This window comes from Nocardioides sp. NPDC101246 (assembly GCF_044767415.1).
In the GTDB taxonomy this organism is placed as follows: domain Bacteria; phylum Actinomycetota; class Actinomycetes; order Propionibacteriales; family Nocardioidaceae; genus Nocardioides.
On record NZ_JBIWNX010000004.1, the window covers coordinates 418,347 to 438,435 of the forward strand.

The 20,089-nt window shown below is 71.4% G+C and carries 15 protein-coding genes, 1 pseudogene and 4 riboswitches; of the genes and pseudogenes, 12 read left to right on the forward strand and 4 right to left on the reverse strand.

Annotated elements, in window-relative coordinates; all coding sequences use genetic code 11:
- The first annotated feature begins 74 nt into the window (after positions 1 to 74).
- A riboswitch (cobalamin riboswitch) is annotated at positions 75 to 280 on the forward strand.
- A 55-nt stretch (positions 281 to 335) separates the two neighbouring features.
- From ACIRON_RS09785 to bluB, 5 genes and pseudogenes are all read left to right on the forward strand, one after another.
- Positions 336 to 524, forward strand: a pseudogene (locus ACIRON_RS09785) (nitrite reductase); the annotation flags it as partial.
- Between the two features lie 660 nt (positions 525 to 1,184).
- Positions 1,185 to 1,838, forward strand: coding sequence for a precorrin-8X methylmutase (locus ACIRON_RS09790; protein ID WP_402992190.1), 654 nt, complete (start codon positions 1,185 to 1,187; stop codon positions 1,836 to 1,838).
- A complete protein-coding gene (gene cobJ / locus ACIRON_RS09795) occupies positions 1,835 to 3,385 on the forward strand; it encodes a precorrin-3B C(17)-methyltransferase (RefSeq protein WP_402992137.1) in 1,551 nt (516 codons plus the stop codon). Before ACIRON_RS09790 ends, cobJ begins: the two co-directional genes overlap by 4 nt.
- Positions 3,382 to 4,134 (forward strand): precorrin-4 C(11)-methyltransferase, encoded by a 753-nt coding sequence (gene cobM, locus ACIRON_RS09800; RefSeq protein ID WP_402992138.1) that lies wholly within the window; start codon positions 3,382 to 3,384, stop codon positions 4,132 to 4,134. Before cobJ ends, cobM begins: the two co-directional genes overlap by 4 nt.
- The gene (gene bluB / locus ACIRON_RS09805; protein ID WP_402992139.1) at positions 4,134 to 4,760 is read left to right on the forward strand and encodes a 5,6-dimethylbenzimidazole synthase; all 627 of its coding nucleotides are present in this window, start codon (positions 4,134 to 4,136) and stop codon (positions 4,758 to 4,760) included. The genes cobM and bluB overlap by 1 nt, the downstream gene beginning before the upstream one ends.
- A gap of 490 nt (positions 4,761 to 5,250) precedes the next feature.
- On the opposite strand, the gene cbiE is transcribed toward bluB, so the two are convergent.
- Positions 5,251 to 6,453 (reverse strand): precorrin-6y C5,15-methyltransferase (decarboxylating) subunit CbiE, encoded by a 1,203-nt coding sequence (gene cbiE, locus ACIRON_RS09810; protein WP_402992140.1) that lies wholly within the window; start codon positions 6,451 to 6,453, stop codon positions 5,251 to 5,253.
- Between the two features lie 16 nt (positions 6,454 to 6,469).
- Positions 6,470 to 6,611: riboswitch (cobalamin riboswitch) on the forward strand.
- A 24-nt stretch (positions 6,612 to 6,635) separates the two neighbouring features.
- On the opposite strand from cbiE, the gene ACIRON_RS09815 reads away from it, so the two are divergent.
- Genes ACIRON_RS09815 through ACIRON_RS09830 form a run of 4 tightly spaced genes read left to right on the forward strand, consistent with a single transcriptional unit; the run spans position 6,636 to position 13,175 of the window.
- Positions 6,636 to 8,735 (forward strand): VWA domain-containing protein, encoded by a 2,100-nt coding sequence (locus ACIRON_RS09815; RefSeq protein WP_402992141.1) that lies wholly within the window; start codon positions 6,636 to 6,638, stop codon positions 8,733 to 8,735.
- Complete coding sequence (gene cobO, locus ACIRON_RS09820) at positions 8,735 to 9,349, forward strand: cob(I)yrinic acid a,c-diamide adenosyltransferase (protein ID WP_402992142.1); 615 nt, start codon at positions 8,735 to 8,737, stop codon at positions 9,347 to 9,349. Before ACIRON_RS09815 ends, cobO begins: the two co-directional genes overlap by 1 nt.
- Positions 9,343 to 12,255: a cobyrinate a,c-diamide synthase gene (locus ACIRON_RS09825; RefSeq protein WP_402992143.1), complete on the forward strand. Its 2,913-nt coding sequence runs from the start codon at positions 9,343 to 9,345 to the stop codon at positions 12,253 to 12,255. The genes cobO and ACIRON_RS09825 overlap by 7 nt, the downstream gene beginning before the upstream one ends.
- Positions 12,252 to 13,175 carry a cobalamin biosynthesis protein gene (locus ACIRON_RS09830; RefSeq protein WP_402992144.1) on the forward strand — a complete coding sequence of 308 codons (924 nt, stop codon included), beginning with the start codon at positions 12,252 to 12,254 and terminating at the stop codon, positions 13,173 to 13,175. Before ACIRON_RS09825 ends, ACIRON_RS09830 begins: the two co-directional genes overlap by 4 nt.
- Here ACIRON_RS09830 and ACIRON_RS09835 read toward each other — a convergent pair.
- The 3 genes from ACIRON_RS09835 to ACIRON_RS09845 form a co-directional block, all read right to left on the reverse strand.
- Positions 13,163 to 13,522, reverse strand: a complete 360-nt coding sequence (locus tag ACIRON_RS09835; protein WP_402992145.1) for a (2Fe-2S) ferredoxin domain-containing protein — start codon at positions 13,520 to 13,522, stop codon at positions 13,163 to 13,165. The two genes, ACIRON_RS09830 and ACIRON_RS09835, sit on opposite strands and share 13 nt — an antisense overlap.
- A gap of 154 nt (positions 13,523 to 13,676) precedes the next feature.
- Positions 13,677 to 15,371, reverse strand: a complete 1,695-nt coding sequence (locus tag ACIRON_RS09840) for a ribonucleotide reductase N-terminal alpha domain-containing protein (protein ID WP_402992146.1) — start codon at positions 15,369 to 15,371, stop codon at positions 13,677 to 13,679.
- A gap of 14 nt (positions 15,372 to 15,385) precedes the next feature.
- Entirely contained in the window at positions 15,386 to 16,384 is a 999-nt protein-coding gene (locus tag ACIRON_RS09845; protein WP_402992147.1) for a ribonucleotide-diphosphate reductase subunit beta, read from the reverse strand.
- A 131-nt stretch (positions 16,385 to 16,515) separates the two neighbouring features.
- A riboswitch (cobalamin riboswitch) is annotated at positions 16,516 to 16,731 on the reverse strand.
- An 89-nt stretch (positions 16,732 to 16,820) separates the two neighbouring features.
- Positions 16,821 to 17,004: riboswitch (cobalamin riboswitch) on the forward strand.
- Positions 17,005 to 17,114: 110 nt separating this feature from the next.
- Here ACIRON_RS09845 and ACIRON_RS09850 point away from each other — a divergent pair.
- Genes ACIRON_RS09850 through ACIRON_RS09860 form a run of 3 tightly spaced genes read left to right on the forward strand, consistent with a single transcriptional unit; the run spans position 17,115 to position 20,055 of the window.
- Entirely contained in the window at positions 17,115 to 18,119 is a 1,005-nt protein-coding gene (locus ACIRON_RS09850) for a FecCD family ABC transporter permease (RefSeq protein WP_402992191.1), read from the forward strand.
- A complete protein-coding gene (locus tag ACIRON_RS09855; protein WP_402992148.1) occupies positions 18,116 to 18,961 on the forward strand; it encodes an ABC transporter ATP-binding protein in 846 nt (281 codons plus the stop codon). The genes ACIRON_RS09850 and ACIRON_RS09855 overlap by 4 nt, the downstream gene beginning before the upstream one ends.
- Positions 18,958 to 20,055: an ABC transporter substrate-binding protein gene (locus ACIRON_RS09860; RefSeq protein ID WP_402992149.1), complete on the forward strand. Its 1,098-nt coding sequence runs from the start codon at positions 18,958 to 18,960 to the stop codon at positions 20,053 to 20,055. The genes ACIRON_RS09855 and ACIRON_RS09860 overlap by 4 nt, the downstream gene beginning before the upstream one ends.
- The last annotated feature ends 34 nt before the right edge of the window (positions 20,056 to 20,089 follow it).

The following is a 20,089-nucleotide window of genomic DNA, read 5'->3' on the forward strand; positions in this document are numbered from 1 at the left end:
GGGAGGTTCCGAGTAGGCGAACCCTGGCACAACCGCGGCCGGAGGGCGAGCAATTCGGTGCCGTGTCCGCAAGTGGGTAGTCTCGCCCTGCCAGTCGTACTCCATGCCTGATGGGGTCAGGGAACCCGGTGAAAGTCCGGGACTGACGCGCAGCGGTGAGGATGACGGGCGGGGCACGCACTCCTTCCGGGGAGGGCAGCCACTGGAGCCTGGCTCCGGGAAGGCGCTCCGCTCCGATCGATTCCGAGTCCGAAGACCTGCTGGCTCTGGCGGCACCCGCCGCCAGGTCACCACGTGCCCCGCGCAAGGGCACATGACGCAGAGCAGGTGTCCTGATGTCGCGAGTCCGAACCGACCGGTGCCCCGGAGTCGGTCGTCCGTGGGCGGCCGAGGACGGCCTGCTGGTGCGGCTGCGCCTGATCGGCGGGTCCGTCTCCTCCGCCGCGCTGCTCTCGCTGATCTCCGTGGCGGAGACCTACGGCGACGGGCGGATCTACCTCACCGGCCGCGCCAACCTGCAGGTGCGCGGCCTGCCGAGCGTCGAGGGCGGCCAGTCTGGAAACGACCTGCCGGGCGAGGTGCTCTCTGCGCTCAAGGCGACCGGTCTGGTGCCGGCGCAGACCCACGAGCTCGTACGCAACGTGATGCTCTCCCCGCAGAGCGGGCTCGCCGGGGGACGGGCCGACCTGCGCGGCGTCGCGGCGTCGCTGGACCGGCTGCTGTGCGCCTCGCCGCGGCTGGCCGCGCTGCCGGGGCGGTTCCTCTTCGTGCTCGACGACGGTCGCGGCGACCTGGTCTCGCGCGAGTGCGACCTCGGGCTGGTGGCGCTCTCCGCGGCCGAGGGCCAGCTCCGGGTCGGTGACTCGTGGGGGCCGGTCGTGCCGCTCGCCGAGGCCGCTTCCCGGTTGGTCTCGCTCGCTGCTCAGTTCTTGGACGTACGCGGCGAGGGACCGTCGGCGGCCTGGCACGTCGCCGAGCTCGACGCTCCTCTGGTCGAGCCGGTCGTGGCCGACGCCCGGGTGCCGGTCGCGGCCACCGAGCTGGAGTTCGGTGAGGTGCCCGGCGGCGAGCACGTCGGATTTGCCGAGGGGGCCCTGGACCGGGCGGCGGTCACGGCGCTGGCCGAGCGGGCGCCGGCGGTCGTGGTGACGCCGTGGCGCGGCGTACTCGTGCCCTCGCCGCAGGTGCGCCCGACCCGGCGCTACGACTACATCGACCAGGGGCCGGCGATCTACGTCGACTCATTCGCGACCATCCGGCGCGAGTCCGACCTCTCCGCGGTGCCCGCCGACGCCGAGCGGCTCGCGGTGCGGATGATCCACGGCAGCGGGCAGGTCGACCTCGCCGCCGACCTGGTCATCCACCCCGGCCTGGTGAAGGCCGCGCGGGGCGCGCTGGAGGCCGGGGCGCCGATCCTGTGCGACGCGACGATGGTCGCCACCGGGGTCACGCGGAGCAGGCTCCCGCGCGAGAACGAGGTGCTCTGCATGCTCGGTGACGACCGGGTCCCGGCGCTGGCCCGGATGTGGGGGACCACCCGCACCGCTGCCGCGCTGTCCCTGTGGGAGCCCTACGTCGAGGGTGCGGTGGTCGCCATCGGCAACGCCCCGACGGCGCTCTTCCATCTGCTCGAGATGATCCTCGACGGCGGTCCGCGGCCGGCCGCGATCGTCGGCTGCCCGGTCGGCTTCATCGGCGCGGCCGAGTCCAAGGAGGCGCTCGCCTCCTTCGCCGCCGATCACGGGATCGACATCCCCTATGTCACCGTCCGGGGCCGTCGTGGCGGCTCCGCGATGACCTCCTCCGCCCTCAACGCACTCGCCCAGGAGCAGGAATGAGCACCTCGAGCCCTGGACGGTTCACCGTCGTCGGCATCGGCCCGGGCGACCCCGAGCTGATCACTCTCAAGGCAGCCCGGCTGATCGGCGCGGCTCCCGTGATCGCCTACCACGCCGGGGTGCGCAAGCAGTCGCACGCTCGCCGGATCGCGTCGTCCCTGATCCCCGCGGACGCGGTGGAGGAGGAGCTGCGCTACCCGGTCACCACCGGGACCACCTCGCACCCCGGCGGCTATGTCGGGGCGATGGCCGAGTTCTACGAGTCCTGCGCGGTCCGGCTCTCCGCTCACCTCGACGCCGGGCGCGACGTGGTCCTGCTCGCCGAGGGCGACCCGCTCTTCTACGGCTCCTCGATGTATCTCCACGACCGGTTCAAGGAGGTCTACGAGACCTCCGTCGTGCCGGGCGTACCCGCCTTCGCAGCCGCCACCGCCGCGGTCTCCACCCCGCTGGTGCGCCAGACCGACGTGCTCACGGTGCTGCCGGGAACCCTGCCCGAGCCCGAGCTCGCCCGTCGGCTGGCCGACACCGAGGCGGCGATCATCATGAAGCTCGGCCGGACCTTCCCCGCGGTCCGCTCCGCGCTCGCGGCCGCCGGGCGGCTCGAGGGTGCCTGGTACGTCGAGCGTGCCTCGCAGCCCGAGGAGCGCTGGCTGCCGGTGGCCGACGTCGACCCGTCCTCCGTGCCGTACTTCTCCCTCATCGTGGTGCCGGGAGACACGGCTCCTGCACCTGCCGCGGCCCGGCTGCGGCAAGAGCTACCCGCGGTCGAGCCTGTCGAGGTGGCGCGCGGGGGCGTCTCGACAGACTCGACCGGCGGGGAGGTCCTGGTCGTCGGGCTCGGGCCGGGTCCCGACGGGTGGCTGACACCCGAGGTCAGCTCGGCGCTGGCCGAGGTCGGACACGTCGTCGGCTACGCGCCGTACGTCAACCGGGTGCCGCAACGTGAAGGCCTGCGACGGCACGCATCGGGCAACACGGTCGAGGTCGACCGGGCCCGGCACGCCCTGGACCTGGCGGTGGCGGGGGAGCGGGTCGCCGTGGTCTCCGGCGGTGACGCCGGTGTCTTCGGGATGGCGTCCGCCGTGTTCGAGGCTGCCGAGGATCCGGCCTACGCCGGCGTACGCGTCCGGGTGCTGCCCGGGGTCAGCGCCGTCCAGGCGGTGGCCGCGCGGGCAGGCGCCCCGGTCGGGGCCGACTTCGCGGTGATGTCCCTCTCCGACCGGCTCAAGCCGTGGTCCGTCGTCGAGGACCGGCTGCGCGCGGTCGCGGCCGCCGACCTCGTGCTGGCCATCTACAACCCGGCCTCGCGCTCGCGCACCGAGCAGATCGGCCGGGCTCGCGACGTACTCCTGGAGCAGCGCAAGCCGGACACCGTGGTCGTGGTCGGGCGCGATGTCGGGCGGGCCGAGGAGTCGCTGACCGTGACCACTCTCGGTGACCTCGACCCCGGGACCATCGACATGAAGTGCCTGGTCATCGTGGGGGCGAGCTCGACCCGGGCGACCGCGGCCGGGCAGGTCTGGACGCCGAGGTACGTGCGGTGACCGGCCGACAGAGCGTTCACTTCGTCGGTGCCGGCCCCGGCGCGGCCGACCTGCTGACCGTCCGCGCGACGAGGCTGCTCGAGGCCGCCGACGTGGTGCTCTTTCCCGGCACCTACCTGGACCCCGAGGTGCTGGGGCACTGCAGCCCCGCGGCCGAGCTGGTCGACACCCAGAAGCTCGACCTGGACCAGATCGTCGGCGAGATCGTCGCCGCCCACCGGGGCGGCAAGCAGGTCGTACGCCTCGTCTCCGGCGACCCGTCGGTCTACTCGGCGGTCGCGGAGCAGACCCGGCGGCTCGATGCCGCCGAGGTGCCCTGGGACGTCACGCCGGGCGTGCCCGCCTACGCGGCGGCAGCCGCGCTCGTGGGACGCGAGCTGACCGTCCCGCTGGTGGCGCAGTCGGTCGTCCTCACCCGGACCCAGGCCCGGTCGACGGCCATGCCGGAGGGGGAGTCCCTGGCCGCGTACGCCGCGACCGGCGCCACGCTCGTGCTCCATCTGGCGATCCGGCGAACCCGCGAGCTGATGGCCGAGCTGTTGCCCTACTACGGCCCGGAGTGCCCGGTCGTGGTCGTCTACCGCGCCAGCCAGCCCGAGGAGCGGGTGCTGCGCGGGACGGTGGCGACGATCGCCGACGCTGTCGAGGACGCGGGTCTGAGGCAGGCCGCCGTCATCCTCGCCGGACCTGCGCTGGCCCGCGACGGGGGCGAGTCGTTCCTCTACGATGCGGCTCGGGTGCGTGCCTGATGGACCTCTATGACGCGATCAACCGCCGCCGCGACACCCGCGCGGAGTTCACCGGTGACCCGGTCGATCCTGCCGTGCTCGAGCGGGTCCTCTCGGCCGCCCACGCCGCCCCGAGCGTCGGGATGTCGCAGCCCTGGGACTTCGTGCTGGTGCGCTCGCCGGAGACGCTGTCGGCCTTCCGCGACCACGTCGCCACCGAGCGGGACGTGTTCGCGTCCTCGCTCTCCGGCGAGCGGGCCGCGACGTTCTCCCGGATCAAGATCGAGGGCATCTGCGAGTCCGGACTCGGGGTGGTCGTCGGCTACGACCCGACCCGTGGCGGGTCGCAGGTCCTCGGACGGCACGCCATCGCCGACGCCGGGCTCTACTCGACCGTCCTCGCGATCCAGAACCTCTGGCTCGCCGCCACCGCCGAGGGTCTCGGCGTCGGCTGGGTCAGCTTCTACCGGGAGGAGTTCCTGCGATCGCTCATCGGCCTTCCGGAACACGTACGGCCGGTGGCCTGGCTCTGTGTCGGTGCTGTCGACGGCGTGCCTGAGGTGCCGGATCTGGAGCGGTTCGGGTGGAGGCATCGGTCGGAGCTGTCTTCGGTGGTTCATGAGGAGAGGTATCTCTCGGGGCGCTGAGGTTTTCGTGGTTGGTGTTGCCGCCGACCCTTGCTTGGAGGGTGTTCTCGCCGGCGTCCGGAGTAAAGGACGGCCTTCGGCCGCCGGCTTCGCCGGTCGCCTGCGGCGATCATCTCGACAAGCTCGATACATCGCCTTGACACCGGCCGTCGACGAGAATTTTGGCTGTATATCGGGTCGGCGGCAGGGGTTTGGCGCGGAGTTTCGAGTTGAGCACGGGCTTGGGACTGCGGGTCACCCGCTCCGGCAGTCGGATCGTCTGGTTGGTGGAAGGAATTTTTCTTCCACGGGGCGCCCGCTACGCGGTGGTGGACCGAGAGGCGAATGAAAATTCGTTCGGCGCCGAGGATTCCAGTTGGGATCTACTTGCCAGGGGAAGGAATTTTCTTTCCCTGGGTGTGAGGCTGGGGCGCGGCGGGCGAACGAACTTTCGTTCGCCTGGATTCGTCTTCTGCCGGGGCGGGTCGACCGGATAGAAGAAAATTTTCTTTCACCCGTTGGCGCTGTCGGTGGGGACGACGAAGGACCACTGCGTCACAGCCCGTGCGGGGACCCAGCCGGTGAACGTGCCGATCGGGGCTGAGGTCTCGACCGAGATCCGGGTGAGCTCACCGCCATGCTGCTGATAGGCAGCGGCCAGGAGTTGCTCGGTCTCCAGGGTGACGCCGTGGACGACGAGCCGGCCACCGAGGCGGAGGGCAGCGAGACATGTGTCGAGCACTCCTGGTCGGGTGGCGCCGCCGCCGATGAAGATCGCGTCGGGCTCCGGGAGATCGCGCAACGCATCGGGGGCGCGGCCCTGGACGACGGCCAGGCCGGGTACGCCGAGGCGGGTCGCGTTGCGGGCGATCCGGGCGGCGCGCTCGGGGGAGGCCTCGACCGCGGTCGTGGTGCAGGACGGGTGCGCCCGCATCCACTCGATACCGACCGAGCCGGCACCGGCGCCGACGTCCCACAGGTGCGCGCCGGCGGTGGGGGTCAGGCGGGCCAGGGCCGAGGCCCGCAGGTCGCGCTTGGTCAGCTGGCCGTCGTTCTCGAACGCGTCGTCGGGAAGGCCGGCGGCCCAGCCGAGGAGGGGTGCGCCGACGCACTCGATCGCCACGATGTTGAGCCGCGGCGACTCCGCGTCCCACGCGGAGGCGGTCGCGGTCCGTGCGCTCTCGGTCTCCGCGCCGAGCTCGCCCAGGACGGTCATCGTCGAGGCCCCGAAACCGGCCCCGACCAGGAGGTTCGCGATCGAGGCAGGAGTCGACCCGTCCGAGGAGAGTGCCAGGATCCGGCGGCCGGGTGCGAGCTCGCGCGCGATCAGTGACACCTCGCGGCCGACGAGGCTGACGACCACGCACGTCTCGGCCGCCCAACCCATCCGGGCGCGGGCGAGGGCGACGGAGGAGACGGCCGGCTCGATGCGTACGTTCGCTGCGCCGAGCAGGTCGATCAGCGTCGTGCCGATGCCGGAGACCAGCGGGTCCCCCGAAGCCAAGGCGACCGCATCCCCGATGCCGTCGAGCAGTGCCGGGAGCCCCTCGCGCAGCGGCGACGGCCAGGGCTCGCGCCGCTGGCCGGGGACATCCGGGACGAGGTCGAGATGACGCTTGCCGCCGAGGAGGACGGCCGACTCCCGGATCAGCTGCTGGTGACGTACGGGAATCTCGTCCCAACCTCCGGCACCGATGCCCACCACGACGATCATGAGGCCAGACGCTACAGTGACCGCACAGGCGCGAGGTGCCCCGACTGGGGAGAATCTGGGAAGCCGGTGGGAATCCGGCACAGGCCCGCTGCGGTGAATCGAGCCCCATCACGGGGACTCGACAAGTCCGAAGACCGGCCTCGCGTCCATCCAATCAACGCGATAGGGAGCGGGAGCCTCTCATGCCGGTGCACTACCCATTTTCTGCCGTCCTCGGCTGCCAGGCGGACGACCTCGACGACATGGGCCTCGCGCTCGTGCTCACCACCATCTCCCCGGAGATCGGCGGGGTCCTGGTCCGTGGCGAGAAGGGGACCGCGAAGTCGACGGCCGTACGCGGTCTGGCGGCCGTGCTGCCCTCGATCTCGGTCTACGCCGGGGACCGGTTCTCGATCGACCCCGCCGACCCCTCCGCGGAGTCGCCGGACGGTCCCTTCGGGTCCGCCGCCGTCGTGGAGAGCCGGCCGGTGCGGCTGGTCGAGCTCCCGGTGGGGGCCACCGAGGACCGCGTCGTCGGCTCGCTCCATCTGGAGAGCGCGCTGTCGCGCGGCGCGGTCGAGTTCGAGCCGGGGCTGCTTGCGCGGGCCCACCGCGGCCTGCTCTACGTCGACGAGGTCAACCTGCTCCACGACCACCTCGTCGACCTGCTGCTGGACGCGGCGGCGATGGGCCGGGTCAGCGTCGAGCGCGACGGCGTCTCGGTCGAGCACGCCGCCCGGTTCGTGCTGATCGGCACCATGAACCCCGAGGAGGGCGAGCTGCGCCCGCAGCTGCTGGACCGCTTCGGGCTCACCGTCGAGGTCGCCGCGCCCCGGGATCCGGCGCTGCGCGCCGAGGTCGTACGCCGCCGGATGGCCTTCGACCTGGACGCTCCCGGGTTCGTCGAGCGCTATCTGGCCGCCGAGCGCGACCTGACCTCGCGGGTCTCCACCGCGCGCGCCCTGGTCGGCAAGGTCCGGCTCACCGCGCCCGGGCTGCTCAAGATCGCCGAGGTCTGCGCGGCGTTCGAGGTCGACGGGCTGCGCGCCGACATCGTCACCGCCCGCACCGCGGTCGCGCACGCGGCCTGGGCCGGGCGCTCCGAGGTCACCCGCGCCGACATCCGCCGCGCCGCCCTGCTGGCCCTCCCGCACCGCCGCCGTCGCAACCCCTTCGACGCCCCCGGGCTCGACGAGGACCTGCTCGACCGCATCCTCGGCGACGACGAGCTGCCGCCCGAGCCGCCGGAAGGTGGCCCTGAAAATGGGCCTGAGGAAGGGCCCGAGAACGGGCCCGATCAGGCGCCGCCCGACGGCGACGGTGCGGCCGACGCGGAAGACCCGTCGGTCGAACCCCCGTCGGTCGAACCCCCGTCGGTCGAGCCCACGAGCGACGATTCTTCGCTGGTTGAGCCCGCGAGCGCAGCGAGCGGTGTCGAAACCAACACGGTCACCGCCGCAGGCGCCGCCTACCGCCCCCGCCTCCTGACCGTGACCGGCCTGGGCACGGGCCGCACCGGCGGCCGGAGCAAGGCGATCGGCAGCAGCGGCCGTCGGATCGGCGCCAGCCTCAGCACCCGCGGCTCGCTCCACCTCGTCGAGACGCTCAAGGCGGCCGCGGGCAAGCAGAGCGCCCGCCCGCGTACCTCGGCGCAGGTCGAGCTGCGGATCGAGGACCTCCGCACCGCGGTCCGTGAGGGCCGCGAGGCCAACCTGGTGCTCTTCTGCGTGGACGCCTCCGGGTCGATGGCCGCGCGCAAACGGATGGCGCAGGTCAAGGCCGCGGTTCTCTCGCTGCTGCTGGACGCCTACCGGCGTCGCGACAAGGTCGGCATGATCACGTTCCGGGGCGAGGGTGCCGAGCTCGTGCTGCCCCCGACGGGGTCGGTCGACCTCGCCGCGGCACGGCTCGACGAGGTGCCCGCCGGAGGACGTACGCCGCTGGCCGAAGGACTCCTCGAGGCCGCCCGCGTGCTCCAGCGCGAGCACCTGCGTGACCCCGATCTGCGGCCGCTGCTGGTGGTCGTCACCGACGGTCGCGCCAACTACCCCAGAAAAAGTGCAGAGGCCCACGGCAAGGATGCGGTGCGACGCTCGCAGCAGGCCGCCGCGTACGTCGCCGGTCTGGGCGTCACGACGGTCGTCATCGACTCCGAGAGCGGGCCGATGCGGCTCGGCCTGGCCCGTCAGCTGGCCGTCCACCTCGGAGCCGAGCACGTGCCGGTCGCCGAGGTCAACGCCGAGGCGCTGACCTCGGCCGTCCACGGGTTCACCGGAACCACCATGGGAAGGGGCGCTGCCTGATGCCCAAGGGACAGCCGCTGAACGTACCCGACGACGGGCTCACCACCCGCCAGCGCCGCAACCGGCCGCTGGTGATGGTCCACACCGGACCTGGCAAGGGGAAGTCGACCGCCGCCTTCGGGCTCGCGCTGCGCGGCTGGAACCAGGGCTGGCGGATCGGGGTCTTCCAGTTCGTGAAGTCCGCCAAGTGGCGCATCGGCGAGCAGACCGTGCTTGAGCGCCTCGGGAAGCTGCACGAGGAGACCGGCGAGGGCGGGCCGGTCGACTGGCACAAGATGGGCTCCGGCTGGTCCTGGAGCCGCAAGCAGGGTGACGCCGAGGACCACGCCGCGGCCGCCGCCGAGGGCTGGGCCGAGATCAAGCGGTGCCTAGCCACGGAGACGTACGACCTGCTGGTCCTCGACGAGTTCACCTACCCGATCAAGTGGGGCTGGGTCGACGCCGCCGAGGTCGCCTCCGTGCTCTCCGAGCGGCCGGGGCGCCAGCACGTCGTGATCACCGGCCGCGACGCCGACCCGGCCGTGCTCGAGGTGGCGGACCTGGTCACCGAGATGACCAAGATCAAGCACCCGATGGACGCCGGCCAGAAGGGCCAGCGGGGCATCGAATGGTGACCCTGCCCCGGCTGGTGGTCGCTGCTCCCTCGACGGGTTCGGGGAAGACGACGATCGCCACCGGGTTGATGGCCGCGCTGCGCGCTTCCGGGATGACGGTGAGCGGTCACAAGGTCGGGCCGGACTACATCGACCCGGGCTACCACGCGCTCGCCACCGGGCGTCCGGGGCGCAACCTCGACCCGCACCTCGTGGGCGTCGAGCGGGTCGTGCCGCTGCTGCTCCATGGTGCCGCTGGGGCGGATGTGGCGGTCATCGAGGGTGTCATGGGCCTCTACGACGGCCGCCTCGGCACCGACGGCTTCGCCTCCACCGCCCACGTGTCCTCGTTGACGTCCTCGCCGGTCGTCCTGGTCCTCGACGTCGCCCGGATGTCCCGCTCAGCTGCCGCGATCGCCGCCGGGATGGCGACCTTCGACCCGTCCGTACGCGTCGGGGGAGTCGTCCTCAACCGCTGCTCCCCGGGGCGCAACGCCGACGAGATCCGGTCGGCGCTGGAGCAGGCCGGGCTGCCGGTGCTCGGTCTTCTGCCGCGCGACGAGTCGCTGGCGACGCCGTCGCGTCACCTCGGTCTCGTCCCGGTCGCCGAGCGTGACGAGTCGGTCGCGCTGATCGAGCGGCTGGGGGAGCAGGTCGCCGAGCACCTGGACCTGGGCGCGCTGCTGGACGTGGCCCGCTCGGCACCTGAGCTCGAGGGTGAGGCATGGGATCCGGCCGAGGCGTTGCGCGAAGACGACCGTGCTGGTCGCGACATTCCCACTGCTGGTCGAGCCGCGAGCGTCAGCGAGCGTGTCGAGACCAACACGGTTCGTCCCGTGATCGCCGTCGCGGGCGGGCGGGCGTTCACGTTCCGCTACCCCGAGACCGAGGAGCTCCTGGAGGCGGCAGGCTGCGACGTACGCTCCTTCGACCCACTCTCCGACCAGGCGTTGCCCGAGGGCACCAGCGGGATCTACCTCGGCGGCGGGTTCCCGGAGATGTACGCCGTCGACCTCGCCGCCAACACGAGCCTGCTCCGCGATCTCCGCGCCGCGGTCGAGGCTGGAGTGCCGACGGTCGCCGAGTGCGCCGGGCTCCTCTACCTGGCCGATTCGCTCGACGGGGTCCCGATGGCCGGCGCCATCCCCGCCCAGGCCGCGATGAGCGAGCGCCTCACCCTCCGCTACCCGGTCGCGATCGCCGCCTCCGACTCCCTGCTCACCCGCGCGGGTGAGCAGATCACCGGCCACGAGTTCCACCGCACCACCACCTCGCCCCCCGCCGGCCCCCGAGCCGCCTGGACCGTCGAGGCGTCACCCGCGTCGCCCGAGAAGTCACCTCCGTCGGCCGAAGCGTCACCCGCGTCAGTCGAAGCGTCACCCGCGTCAGTCGAAGCGTCATCTGCAACAGCCGAGACGTCGCCCGCGTCGATCGAGACGTCGCCCGCGTCGATCGAGACGTCGCTAACGCCGATCGAAACGGCAGTTGTGGCGGGCGAGACCGCAGTTGTGGACGACGAAAGTCGAGTTTCGCGACCCACAAGTGCCAACTCGACCGACGCAAGTGCCAACTCGGCCGACGCAAGTGCCAACTCGGCCGGCATAGGTGCCAACTCGGCCGACGCAAGTGCCAACTCGGCCGGCATAGGTGCCAACTCGGCCGGCATAAGTGCCAACTCGGCCGACGTGGCTGACGCCTCGGCGCTGACGGGGTACGCGTCGGAGACCTTGCATGCCTCGTACCTGCATGTGCATTGGGCTGGCCATCCGCACCTGGCGGCCCGGTTCGCGGTGGCGGCTCATCGGGCGGCGCCGCACTTTCCCGCCATGGCGGGAAAGTGCGGAGAGACGAGCGACAACCCGCCTTCAGAATCCCGCCATGGCGGGGAAATGCCCGCCGCGACGGACCTCCCGCCGGCCGATCCGCTGCGCCACCACGGGGACGTCGAGGTGGGGGAGGGGCTGCTCGACTTCGCGGTGAATGTCTACCCGGGCGAGCGGCCGGGGTGGCTGGAACAGGCGCTTCACGACTCATTGGCACCGACCGCCTACCCGGACGAGGAGCCGGCGCGGGCGGCGCTGGCGAAGCACCATGGGCGCGCCCGCGACGAGGTGCTCCCGACGGCGGGGGCGGCGGAGGCGTTCACGCTCGTGGCACGCGCCCGTCCGTGGCGCAAGCCGGTCGTCGTCCATCCGCAGTTCACCGAGCCCCACGCGGCGCTCGAGCAGGCCGGCCACCGAGTGACCGAGGTCCGTCTCCGTCACGAGGACGGCTTCACCCTCGACCCGGTCACGGTGCCCGAGGACGCGGACCTGGTCGTCGTCGGCAACCCGACCAACCCCACCGGCGTACTCCACCCGACGGCCATCCTCCGCGCCCTCCTCCGCCCCGGCCGATTGGTCGTGGTCGACGAGGCCTTCATGGATGCCGTCCCCGGCGAGCCGGAGACCTTGACCGGCGAGCGCGCCGAGGGCCTGCTGGTCATCCGGAGCCTGACGAAGCACTGGTCGATCCCCGGCGTACGCGCGGGCTACGTCGTCGGCGACGCGGCCGCGATCAGCGACCTGGAGGCGGTGCGTACCCCGTGGTCGGTCTCGGCCACCGCGGCTGCCGCGATGCTCGCCTGCGCGACCGAGCGGGCGAGCGCGGAGGCCGGTGAGCGCGCCGAGCGGATCGCCGCCTGGCGCGGCCATCTCGAGGCCGGCCTGCGCGACCAGCAGATCGAGTACGTCCCCTCGGCCGCCTCCTTCGTCCTGGCCCGCCCCGGCGCCGGAGTCCGCGAGGCCCTGCGCGAGCAGGGCGTCGCCGTACGCCGCGCCGACACCTTCCCCGGCCTCGGCCCGGACTGGGTGCGGATCGCGGTACGCCCCGAGGACCCGACCGACCAGCTCCTGGCCGCGCTGCGCCAGACCCGGGAACCCTCGTGAGCCCCCGGACGATCGGGCTCCTCACCGGCTTCGCGCTGGACCGCCTGCTCGGCGACCCGCGGCGCTACCACCCGGTCGCCGGCTTCGGCACGGTCGCGATGAAGGCGGAGCGAGTCTGGTACGCCGACGACCGAGCCCGCGGCGTCCTCCACTCCGCGACCCTGGTCGGCGGAGCGGTCGTCCTCGGAGCCGCCGCGGAGCGGCTCGCCCCCGGACGGATCGGGACGACGCTGGTGACCGCGGCCGCGACCTGGGCGGTCCTCGGCGGCCGCTCGCTGGAGCGCGAGGCGATGGCCGTCCATGACCATCTCGACCGCGGCGACCTTCCAGCGGCACGGCAGCGGCTGACCCACCTGGTCGGGCGCGACACCAGCCAGCTCGGCGCCGACGAGGTCTCCCGTGCCGTCGTGGAGAGCGTCGCCGAGAACACCTCCGACGCGGTGGTCGCGCCGCTGGTGTGGGGCGCCGTCGCAGGTGTCCCCGGACTGCTCGGCTACCGCGCCGCCAACACCCTGGACGCCATGGTCGGCCACCACAACGAGCGCTACGAGCGCTTCGGCTGGGCCAGCGCCCGCCTCGACGACCTGCTCAACCTCCCGGGCTCGCGCCTGTCCGGCCTGCTCACGGTCGCCGCCTCCCCAGGAAACGCCGGCGAGGCCGTACGCGCCTGGCGCCGTGACGCCGCCAACCACCCCAGCCCCAACGCCGGCGTCGTCGAGGCCACCTTCGCCGGCTCGCTCGGGGTCCGGCTGGGCGGCACCAACACCTACTACGGCAACCGCGTCGAGCACCGCGCGGTCATGGGCGACGGCCGCGCGACCGAGCCGGCCGACATCTCCCGGGCCACCCGGCTGGCGCGGCGGATCGGGATCGGCGCGGCCCTGGTCGCTGCCGCGTACGCCGTCGTTCAGCGCTCCTGACGGAAGGCCCGGGCCAGGACCGCCGGCGGGGCATCGGCGATGCCCGGTCCGCCGGCGCGGGTCCACTGGGCCAGGGCGTCGGCGACCCTCGCGCTGCCGGTCCGGGCGACCCACACCGGCCGGGCCCCGCGCCGGCGTCCTTCAGGTGAGGGACCGACCACCACGACGTCGGCTCGCTCGCAGGGGCCGAGGCAGTCGGCGACACGTACGGTCGCCGACTCCCCGGCCGCCGTGTGCAGCGTCGTGAGCACGGCTGCGTGGTCGACCCCGGGCGACTTCCGCTCGCTCCCGCAGCAGCATCCGCGGCAGACCGTCAGCGTCGGCCGTCCGGTAGCCGGACCGGTCATCCGCAAGCCTCCTCAGCCCTCGCAGGCTTCGCAGTCGGGGCCGTTCTCGATGGCACAGACCTGGGCGTCGGTCCAGTCGTCCCAGGTCAGGTCGTCGATGGCGTCGGTGGTCGGGTTCTCGTTCATGGTCGTACCTCTCGTCGAGAAATCGGGTTCAGCGGGACTGCTTGCTGGCCTGGATGCCGGCCCGCGAGCGCAGGTAGTAGAGGCTCTTGATGTTCGGGTCGAGCAGCGCGAGCTTGTGGATCTTGCTGATGTACTGAGGCGTCGCGTCGGCCTGGAAGAACAGGTTGAGCGACTGCGCCTGGTCGATGTAGACCTGTCGGTCCGAGGCCCGGGCGAGCAGGACCTCCTGGTCGATCTCGTAGCCGGTCTTGAAGACGTCCTTCTCGTGGTCGTCGAGCCAGTCCACATGAGCCACGGACCCACCGTTGTCGATGATGTCGGAGATGTGCGCCTGGTCGTAGACGCCACGCTCCTTCATCACCTCCACGAGGTTCTGGTTGGCCCGCGGCATCTCACCGGCCGAGGTGGTCTGGTTCCAGACGTTGGCGACGTACGGCTCGATGCCCTGGCTGGTGCCGCCGACGATCACCGCGGTGCTCATCGTCGGCGCGATCGCCATCAGGTGGGAGTTGCGCCGTCCGACGCACCACTCGGGGATGCCCGCGATCGAGCCCATCCACCGCGACGCAGCGTCGGCGGCTGCGGAGATGTGCTCGAAGATGTCGGTGTTGAGCGCCGCGGCCTTGTCGGACTCGAACGGCACCCGCTGCTTCTGCAGGTAGTCGTGGTAGCCCATCACGCCCAGGCCCAGGCTGCGGGCCTTCTCGGTGTAGCGCACCGCGCGCTCCAGGCCGCGGATGGTGCGGGCCTTGCGCAGGAACGCCTCGGCGACCGAATCGAGGAAGACGGTCGCGACGTACGCGGTGTCCTGGTCCTTCCACTCGTCGTAGGTCGACAGGTTCAGCGAGGAGAGCACGCAGGTGTAGGAGTGGTCCTCGTCGCTGAACAGGGTGATCTCCGAGCACAGGTTGGAGGCCTTGTTCTCCAGCCCGTTGGCCTGGTACGACTCGGTCTGGGCCGCGTTGACGGTGTCGACCTTCCAGATGTAGCCCTTGCCGAGCACCACCCGGATCTTCAGCACCCGCTGGTAGCGCTCGAGCGCGTCCTTGTCGCCGGCCAGCATCCGGTCGATGAACGCCTGGCTGAAGATCCAGCCGACGTTCTTGTTGGCCGGCTCGCGGAAGATCAGATCGGCGAGCTCGAAGAAGTCCGGGTGGTCCACCGGCAGGTAGCCCGCCCAGGAGCCGCGGCGGGTGGCGCCCTGGCTGATCTGGTTGGTCATCTCCACGAAGTTGCAGAAGACCGGGACCACGCCGTTGGCCTTGCCGTTGTCGGAGAACTTCGCGCCGCGGGGCCGGACGTCGCCGAGGTACGCCGAGGTGCCGAACCCGTTCTGGGAGAGGATCGCGGCCTCCTTGAGGGTCTCGTAGAAGCCCCACACCGAGTCCTCCACGTAGGAGCCCTCGCACGAGACCGGCAGACCCCGGTCGGTGCCGAGGTTGGAGAGCACCGGCGTCGACGGCGAGAGCCAGCCGTTCCAGATCGCCTCGAAGAACTTCTCGGTCCACGAGGTGCCGTCCTCGCGGGCGTACATCTCGTCGGCCAGCTCGCCGGCGGTGGCGGCGATGGTCTCGTAGCGTTCGCGGACGCTCTGGCCCTCCACGGTGTACTTCGCCTTGAACATCGCGTAGCCCGCGGTGGTCATGAAGGCGGGCACGACGCCCTCGGCCTGCAGCGCCTTGCGCTCGGCGGAGAGGGTCTCCCAGCTGCTGTTGCTGCCCATCAGACTGTTCGTCATTAGAAGCTGAACTCCGTCTCGCCGATGTTGCGGTTGTATTCGTTGCCGGTGACCTGGAAGAAGTCGTGGAACTGGGTGCCGTTGATGCCGCTGTAGAACCACTCGGCGATCGGGTTGTCCTCGACCCCGAACAGCGGCTCCATCCGCATGTTCTCCAGCGTCATGTCGACCCGGGACTTCACGAAGGCCTCCAGGTCGGCCTGGTCGATGCCGGTGATGGGCCCGTGGGCGAAGAGCATCTCCACGATCCGGGCCTCGTGGGCGTAGAGGTGCTCGGCGACGCCGCGGACGCGCTCGAACAGGTCGGAGCGCTCGGCCTCGAACTTGTCGGCCGGCACGGTGGCGGCGTACTCCTCCAACACCGTGTTGAACAGCCAGGCGCCGCCGGTGGCGTGCAGGTTCTCGTCGCGGGCGGAGAAGTTGATGCCGCTGATCACGTTCTGCAGCAGGTTCTTCCCGCCGGACTGGAAGTGCTTGAGGAAGGCGAAGTTGGAGTAGAGGACGCAATTCTCCATCAGCGTGAAGACGCTCAGCGCGTAGAGCAGGTCCTCGTCGGCGATGGCCTCCCACACGAAGGCGATCCGCTCGGCCAGCACCGGGTCGTTCTTGTAGGAGTCGTAGAACTCCTCGGTGTCGATCATCAGGGTCTTGTTGAGCTTCGCGTAGAACGGCGCGTGCATGTTCAGCTCGGCGAACGAGAAGGCGTTCGTCATCATCTGGACCTCGGGCCGCGGGAAGGAGTGGAAGAGCCGGTCGCCCCACACCTCGCCGCCCAGGATCAGCTCGTAGATGGTGAACAGCTTCAGCGTCGTCTTGACCGCGGCCTGCTCGGCGTCGGTCATGTTGACCAGGAAGTCCTGCTTGTCGTTCTCGACCGGGATCTCCTCGGCCGTCCAGAAGATGCTCCGCTGCTTCTTGGCCAGGTCCTCGGCCATCGGATAGTCGAAGACGTACGCCGACTTCTCCGTGCGGATCGGTAGACCCTCGGTGTCGATCATCTTCTCTCATGCCCCCTTGGTCCGCGGGACCCACGGCCCGCTCCGGATGTCTCGTGCATCCGTTCCGGGGGCAGGAGAGGACAGCGTCGTACGCGCTTGATCCCCTGACCTTCCCTCGAGGTCGCGGACCCCACCATGAGGTGGGCACTGGCAGGTCTTCGGACTCGTGGGCTTCGTGCTCGGTCCTAGTGGCCGTCGCTTCCCAGGGGCATGGCTTGCTCCCAGTGCTTCGTGAAGGCGGTCGTTCCCACTCACCGCTGCGGGGCAGTCCCGGACTCACACCGGGTTCCCTCTTGCCTCTCCCTCCCCGTCGCCGAGGAAGGAGAACCAGCTGCGAGGACCACTATATGCGGGAATTACACCAATGCAACTTCCTAGATCTTGTGCTTCGCCGTGTCGTCGGAAACATCCCCGGCACCGGTTCGACGACCCGTGCTAGCCTCTGCGCCGAGTCGAACGCATCCGGATGGATGCCAGGGAACTCCGGTGAGAATCCGGGACTGGCGCGCAGCGGTGAGGGCGACGGCGAGACCAGCAAGCCACTGGGGAGAAGTCCCTGGGAAGGCGGCCTCGCCGGGTGAACCCGAGTCCGAAAACCTGTCGGCTCAGATGTACGTCACGGCCCTCGCGACCAGGGTCCAGAGGACTTGAGAGGCCGACCGCCGTGGAAGACCGTGTCCGTGCTCGCGCCCGCGATCGCGCCGGGAGACGACGCGTCCCGTTCCTACCGCTGGTGGCCGGGTTGCTGCTCGCCTCGGCGCTGAGCGTGGTGGCGTCCCTGGCGTTCGGGTCCGAGCACATCCCGCTCGCCGATGTGGTTGCGACGGTGACCGACCGGCTCGAGGGGGAGGCTCCCGGGAGATGGGACGTGATCGTGTGGGAGCTGCGGCTGCCCCGCGCGCTGATGGCGCTCGTCGTGGGCGCCGGGCTGGCCGTCGCCGGCGCCGGCATGCAGACCCTGGTGCGCAACCCGCTGGCCGACCCGTTCCTGCTCGGCATCAGCTCCGGCGCAGCAGTCGGGGCGACGGCTGCGATCACCACCGGCGCCCTGGTCGGCTTCGGGATCTACGCGGTCTCGACCGGTGCCCTGCTCGGGGCGATCGGGGCAGCGCTGCTGGTCTGGCTGGTGGCGACCGCGCAGGGCGGACTGACCCCGATCCGGCTGGTGCTCTCCGGGGTGGTGCTCTCCTCGGGGCTCTCCGCGATCGCCTCCTTCCTGGTCTTCGCCAGCGACGACCCGCGGGCCGCGAACTCGGTGATGTTCTGGATGCTCGGCAGCGTCGGCGGCGCCAGCTGGGAGAAGCTGTGGGTGCCCGCGGTCGTCGGCCTCGTGCTCGCCGCCGGGATGCTGGCGTTGCACCGGTGGCTGGACGCGCTCGCCGCCGGGCCGGAGACCGCGGCCGCGCTCGGTGTGAACGTCGCGGCGCTGCGCGGTGCCCTGTTCGTCGGCCTCTCCGTGCTGGTCGGCGTGCTGGTCGCGGTGAGCGGCGGGATCGGGTTCGTCGGCCTGATCGTGCCGCACGCCGCCAGGCTGCTCGTCGGGGCTCGGCACCGGGTGGTGCTCCCGGTCGCGGCGCTGGGTGGCGGGCTCTTCCTGCTGTGGGTCGACGTGCTCGCGCGGATGGTGGCCCGACCGCAGGAGATCCCGCTGGGGGTGGTCACCGGCGTCGTCGGTGCGCCGCTCTTCCTGCTGCTGATGGGCCGGAGCCGCTACCGGTTCGGCGGTGAGCGATGAGCGGGCACGGCGCCGGTCCGGTGCTGCGGCTGCGCGGGGTCGGGGCCCGTCTGGGCGAGCGTGAGGTGCTGCGTGACATCGACCTCGACGTACCTGCAGGGACCAGCCTCGGGATCGTGGGCGTGAACGGGGTGGGGAAGTCGACGCTGCTGCGCATCCTCGCCGGCGTACTGCGCCCGAGCACGGGGCAGGCCCAGCTCGCCGACGACTCCGGTCGGCTCCAGGAGACCTCCCGGATCGGCTCGCGCGAGCGCGCCCGCCGGCTGGCGTACGTCCCCCAGGAGGAGGTCGCCTCCGCCGAGCTGCTCGTCGGTGAGATGGTCGCGCTGGGCCGGGTGCCGCGCACCCGGCCGTGGTCGCGAGGTGGTCGTCAGGAGCGCGAGATCGTCCGGGCGGCGCTCGATGCCGTCGGCCTGGCCGACCGTATCGACGACCCCTGTGACCGCCTCTCCGGCGGCGAGCGGCGCCGGGCGGTGCTCGCTCGCGGCCTCGCCCAGGAGAGCCCGGTGATGCTCCTGGACGAGCCCACGAACCATCTCGACGTCGCCTGGCAGCTGCGGCTGCTGCAGACCGTCGCCGGCCGGGCCGAGACCCTGGTCGCGACGATCCACGACCTCGACCTGGCGCTCCGTTCCTTCGATCAGCTGGCGGTTCTGGGTCGGCCCCCGGGCAGCGACCCGGACGCGGGGCCGGCGACCGTCGTCGCCCACGGCCCGCCTGCCGAGGTGCTCGACGCGATCAGCGTCGATCTCCACTTCGGCGTCGGCTCCGTCCAGGTGCCCCACCCGCACCTCGATCAGGCACATCTCCTCATCCACCCCCGGAAGGACCACTCGGCATGATCTCTCTCCCGACCATCCCCGTACGTCGCGGCGGCCTCGCCTGCCTCGCCGTGCTCGCGCTCGGCTCGACGATCCTCACCGCCTGCGGGACGGAGGAGACCGCCGCCGGCGCCGCCGGGCAGGGCGCGATCACCGTCGAGAACTGTGGCGAGAAGGTGACCGTCGACGCGCCGGTCACCGAGCTCTACGCCTACGACGGCGGGATCATCTCCATCGCGCTGGCCGTCGGCGCTCGCGACGAGCTCGTCGCGGTCACCGGCATCGCCCGGGACCAGGAGCTGCTCGAGCTCGCCTACCCGAAGGACCGGGTCGAGGAGCTCGAGGTCGTCGGCGACGACTACCCGACCCTCGAGACCGTCCTCGCTCTCAAGCCGCAGATGATGTTCGCCGGCTGGAACTACGGGTTCAGCGAGTCGCGCAACCTGATCCCGGAGACCGTCGAGGAGCACGGCATCGAGACCTACCTGCTCAGTGAGTCCTGCCGGCAGGAGGACGGCGACCGCGGCACGATGGAGGCCTGGACGGCGCTGCGTACCGACCTGCTCAACATCGGTGAGCTGACCGGCCACGGCGCGGAGGCGACAAAGGTCGCGGCCGACATCGACGAGCGCCGCGAGGCCCTGGAGAGCGCGCCCAAGCCGGAGAAGGCGCCGACCGCGTTCCTCTTCGACTCCGGCACCGACGCGATCTTCACCTCCGGCTCCTTCGGCGCTCCGCAGGCCATCTTCGACACCGCCGGGGTGACCAACGCGACCGCTGACGTGGAGGACACCTGGACCGAGGTCGGCTGGGAGCGTCTCGCCGCCGCCGACCCCGACGTCATCTACTTCGTGGACTACCCCGGCCAGTCCTACGAGGAGAAGGTCAAGGTCCTCCAGGCCCACCCGGCCTCGCGCGACCTGACCGCGGTCAAGGAGCAGCGGTTCGTGAACCTGCCGTACGCGATGTGGGTCTCCGGTCCGATCAACATCGACGCCGCCGAGTGGGTCCGCCGCTCGCTCGAGCACTTCGGGCTCGCGCCCGAGTCCGGGATCGAGCCCCGCCTGGACATCACCGCTCTCAGCAGTCTGACCGGCAACGAATGGCTCCGCTGAGTCTGTCCCGGACAGTGGTCGGAGCACCTGTCTG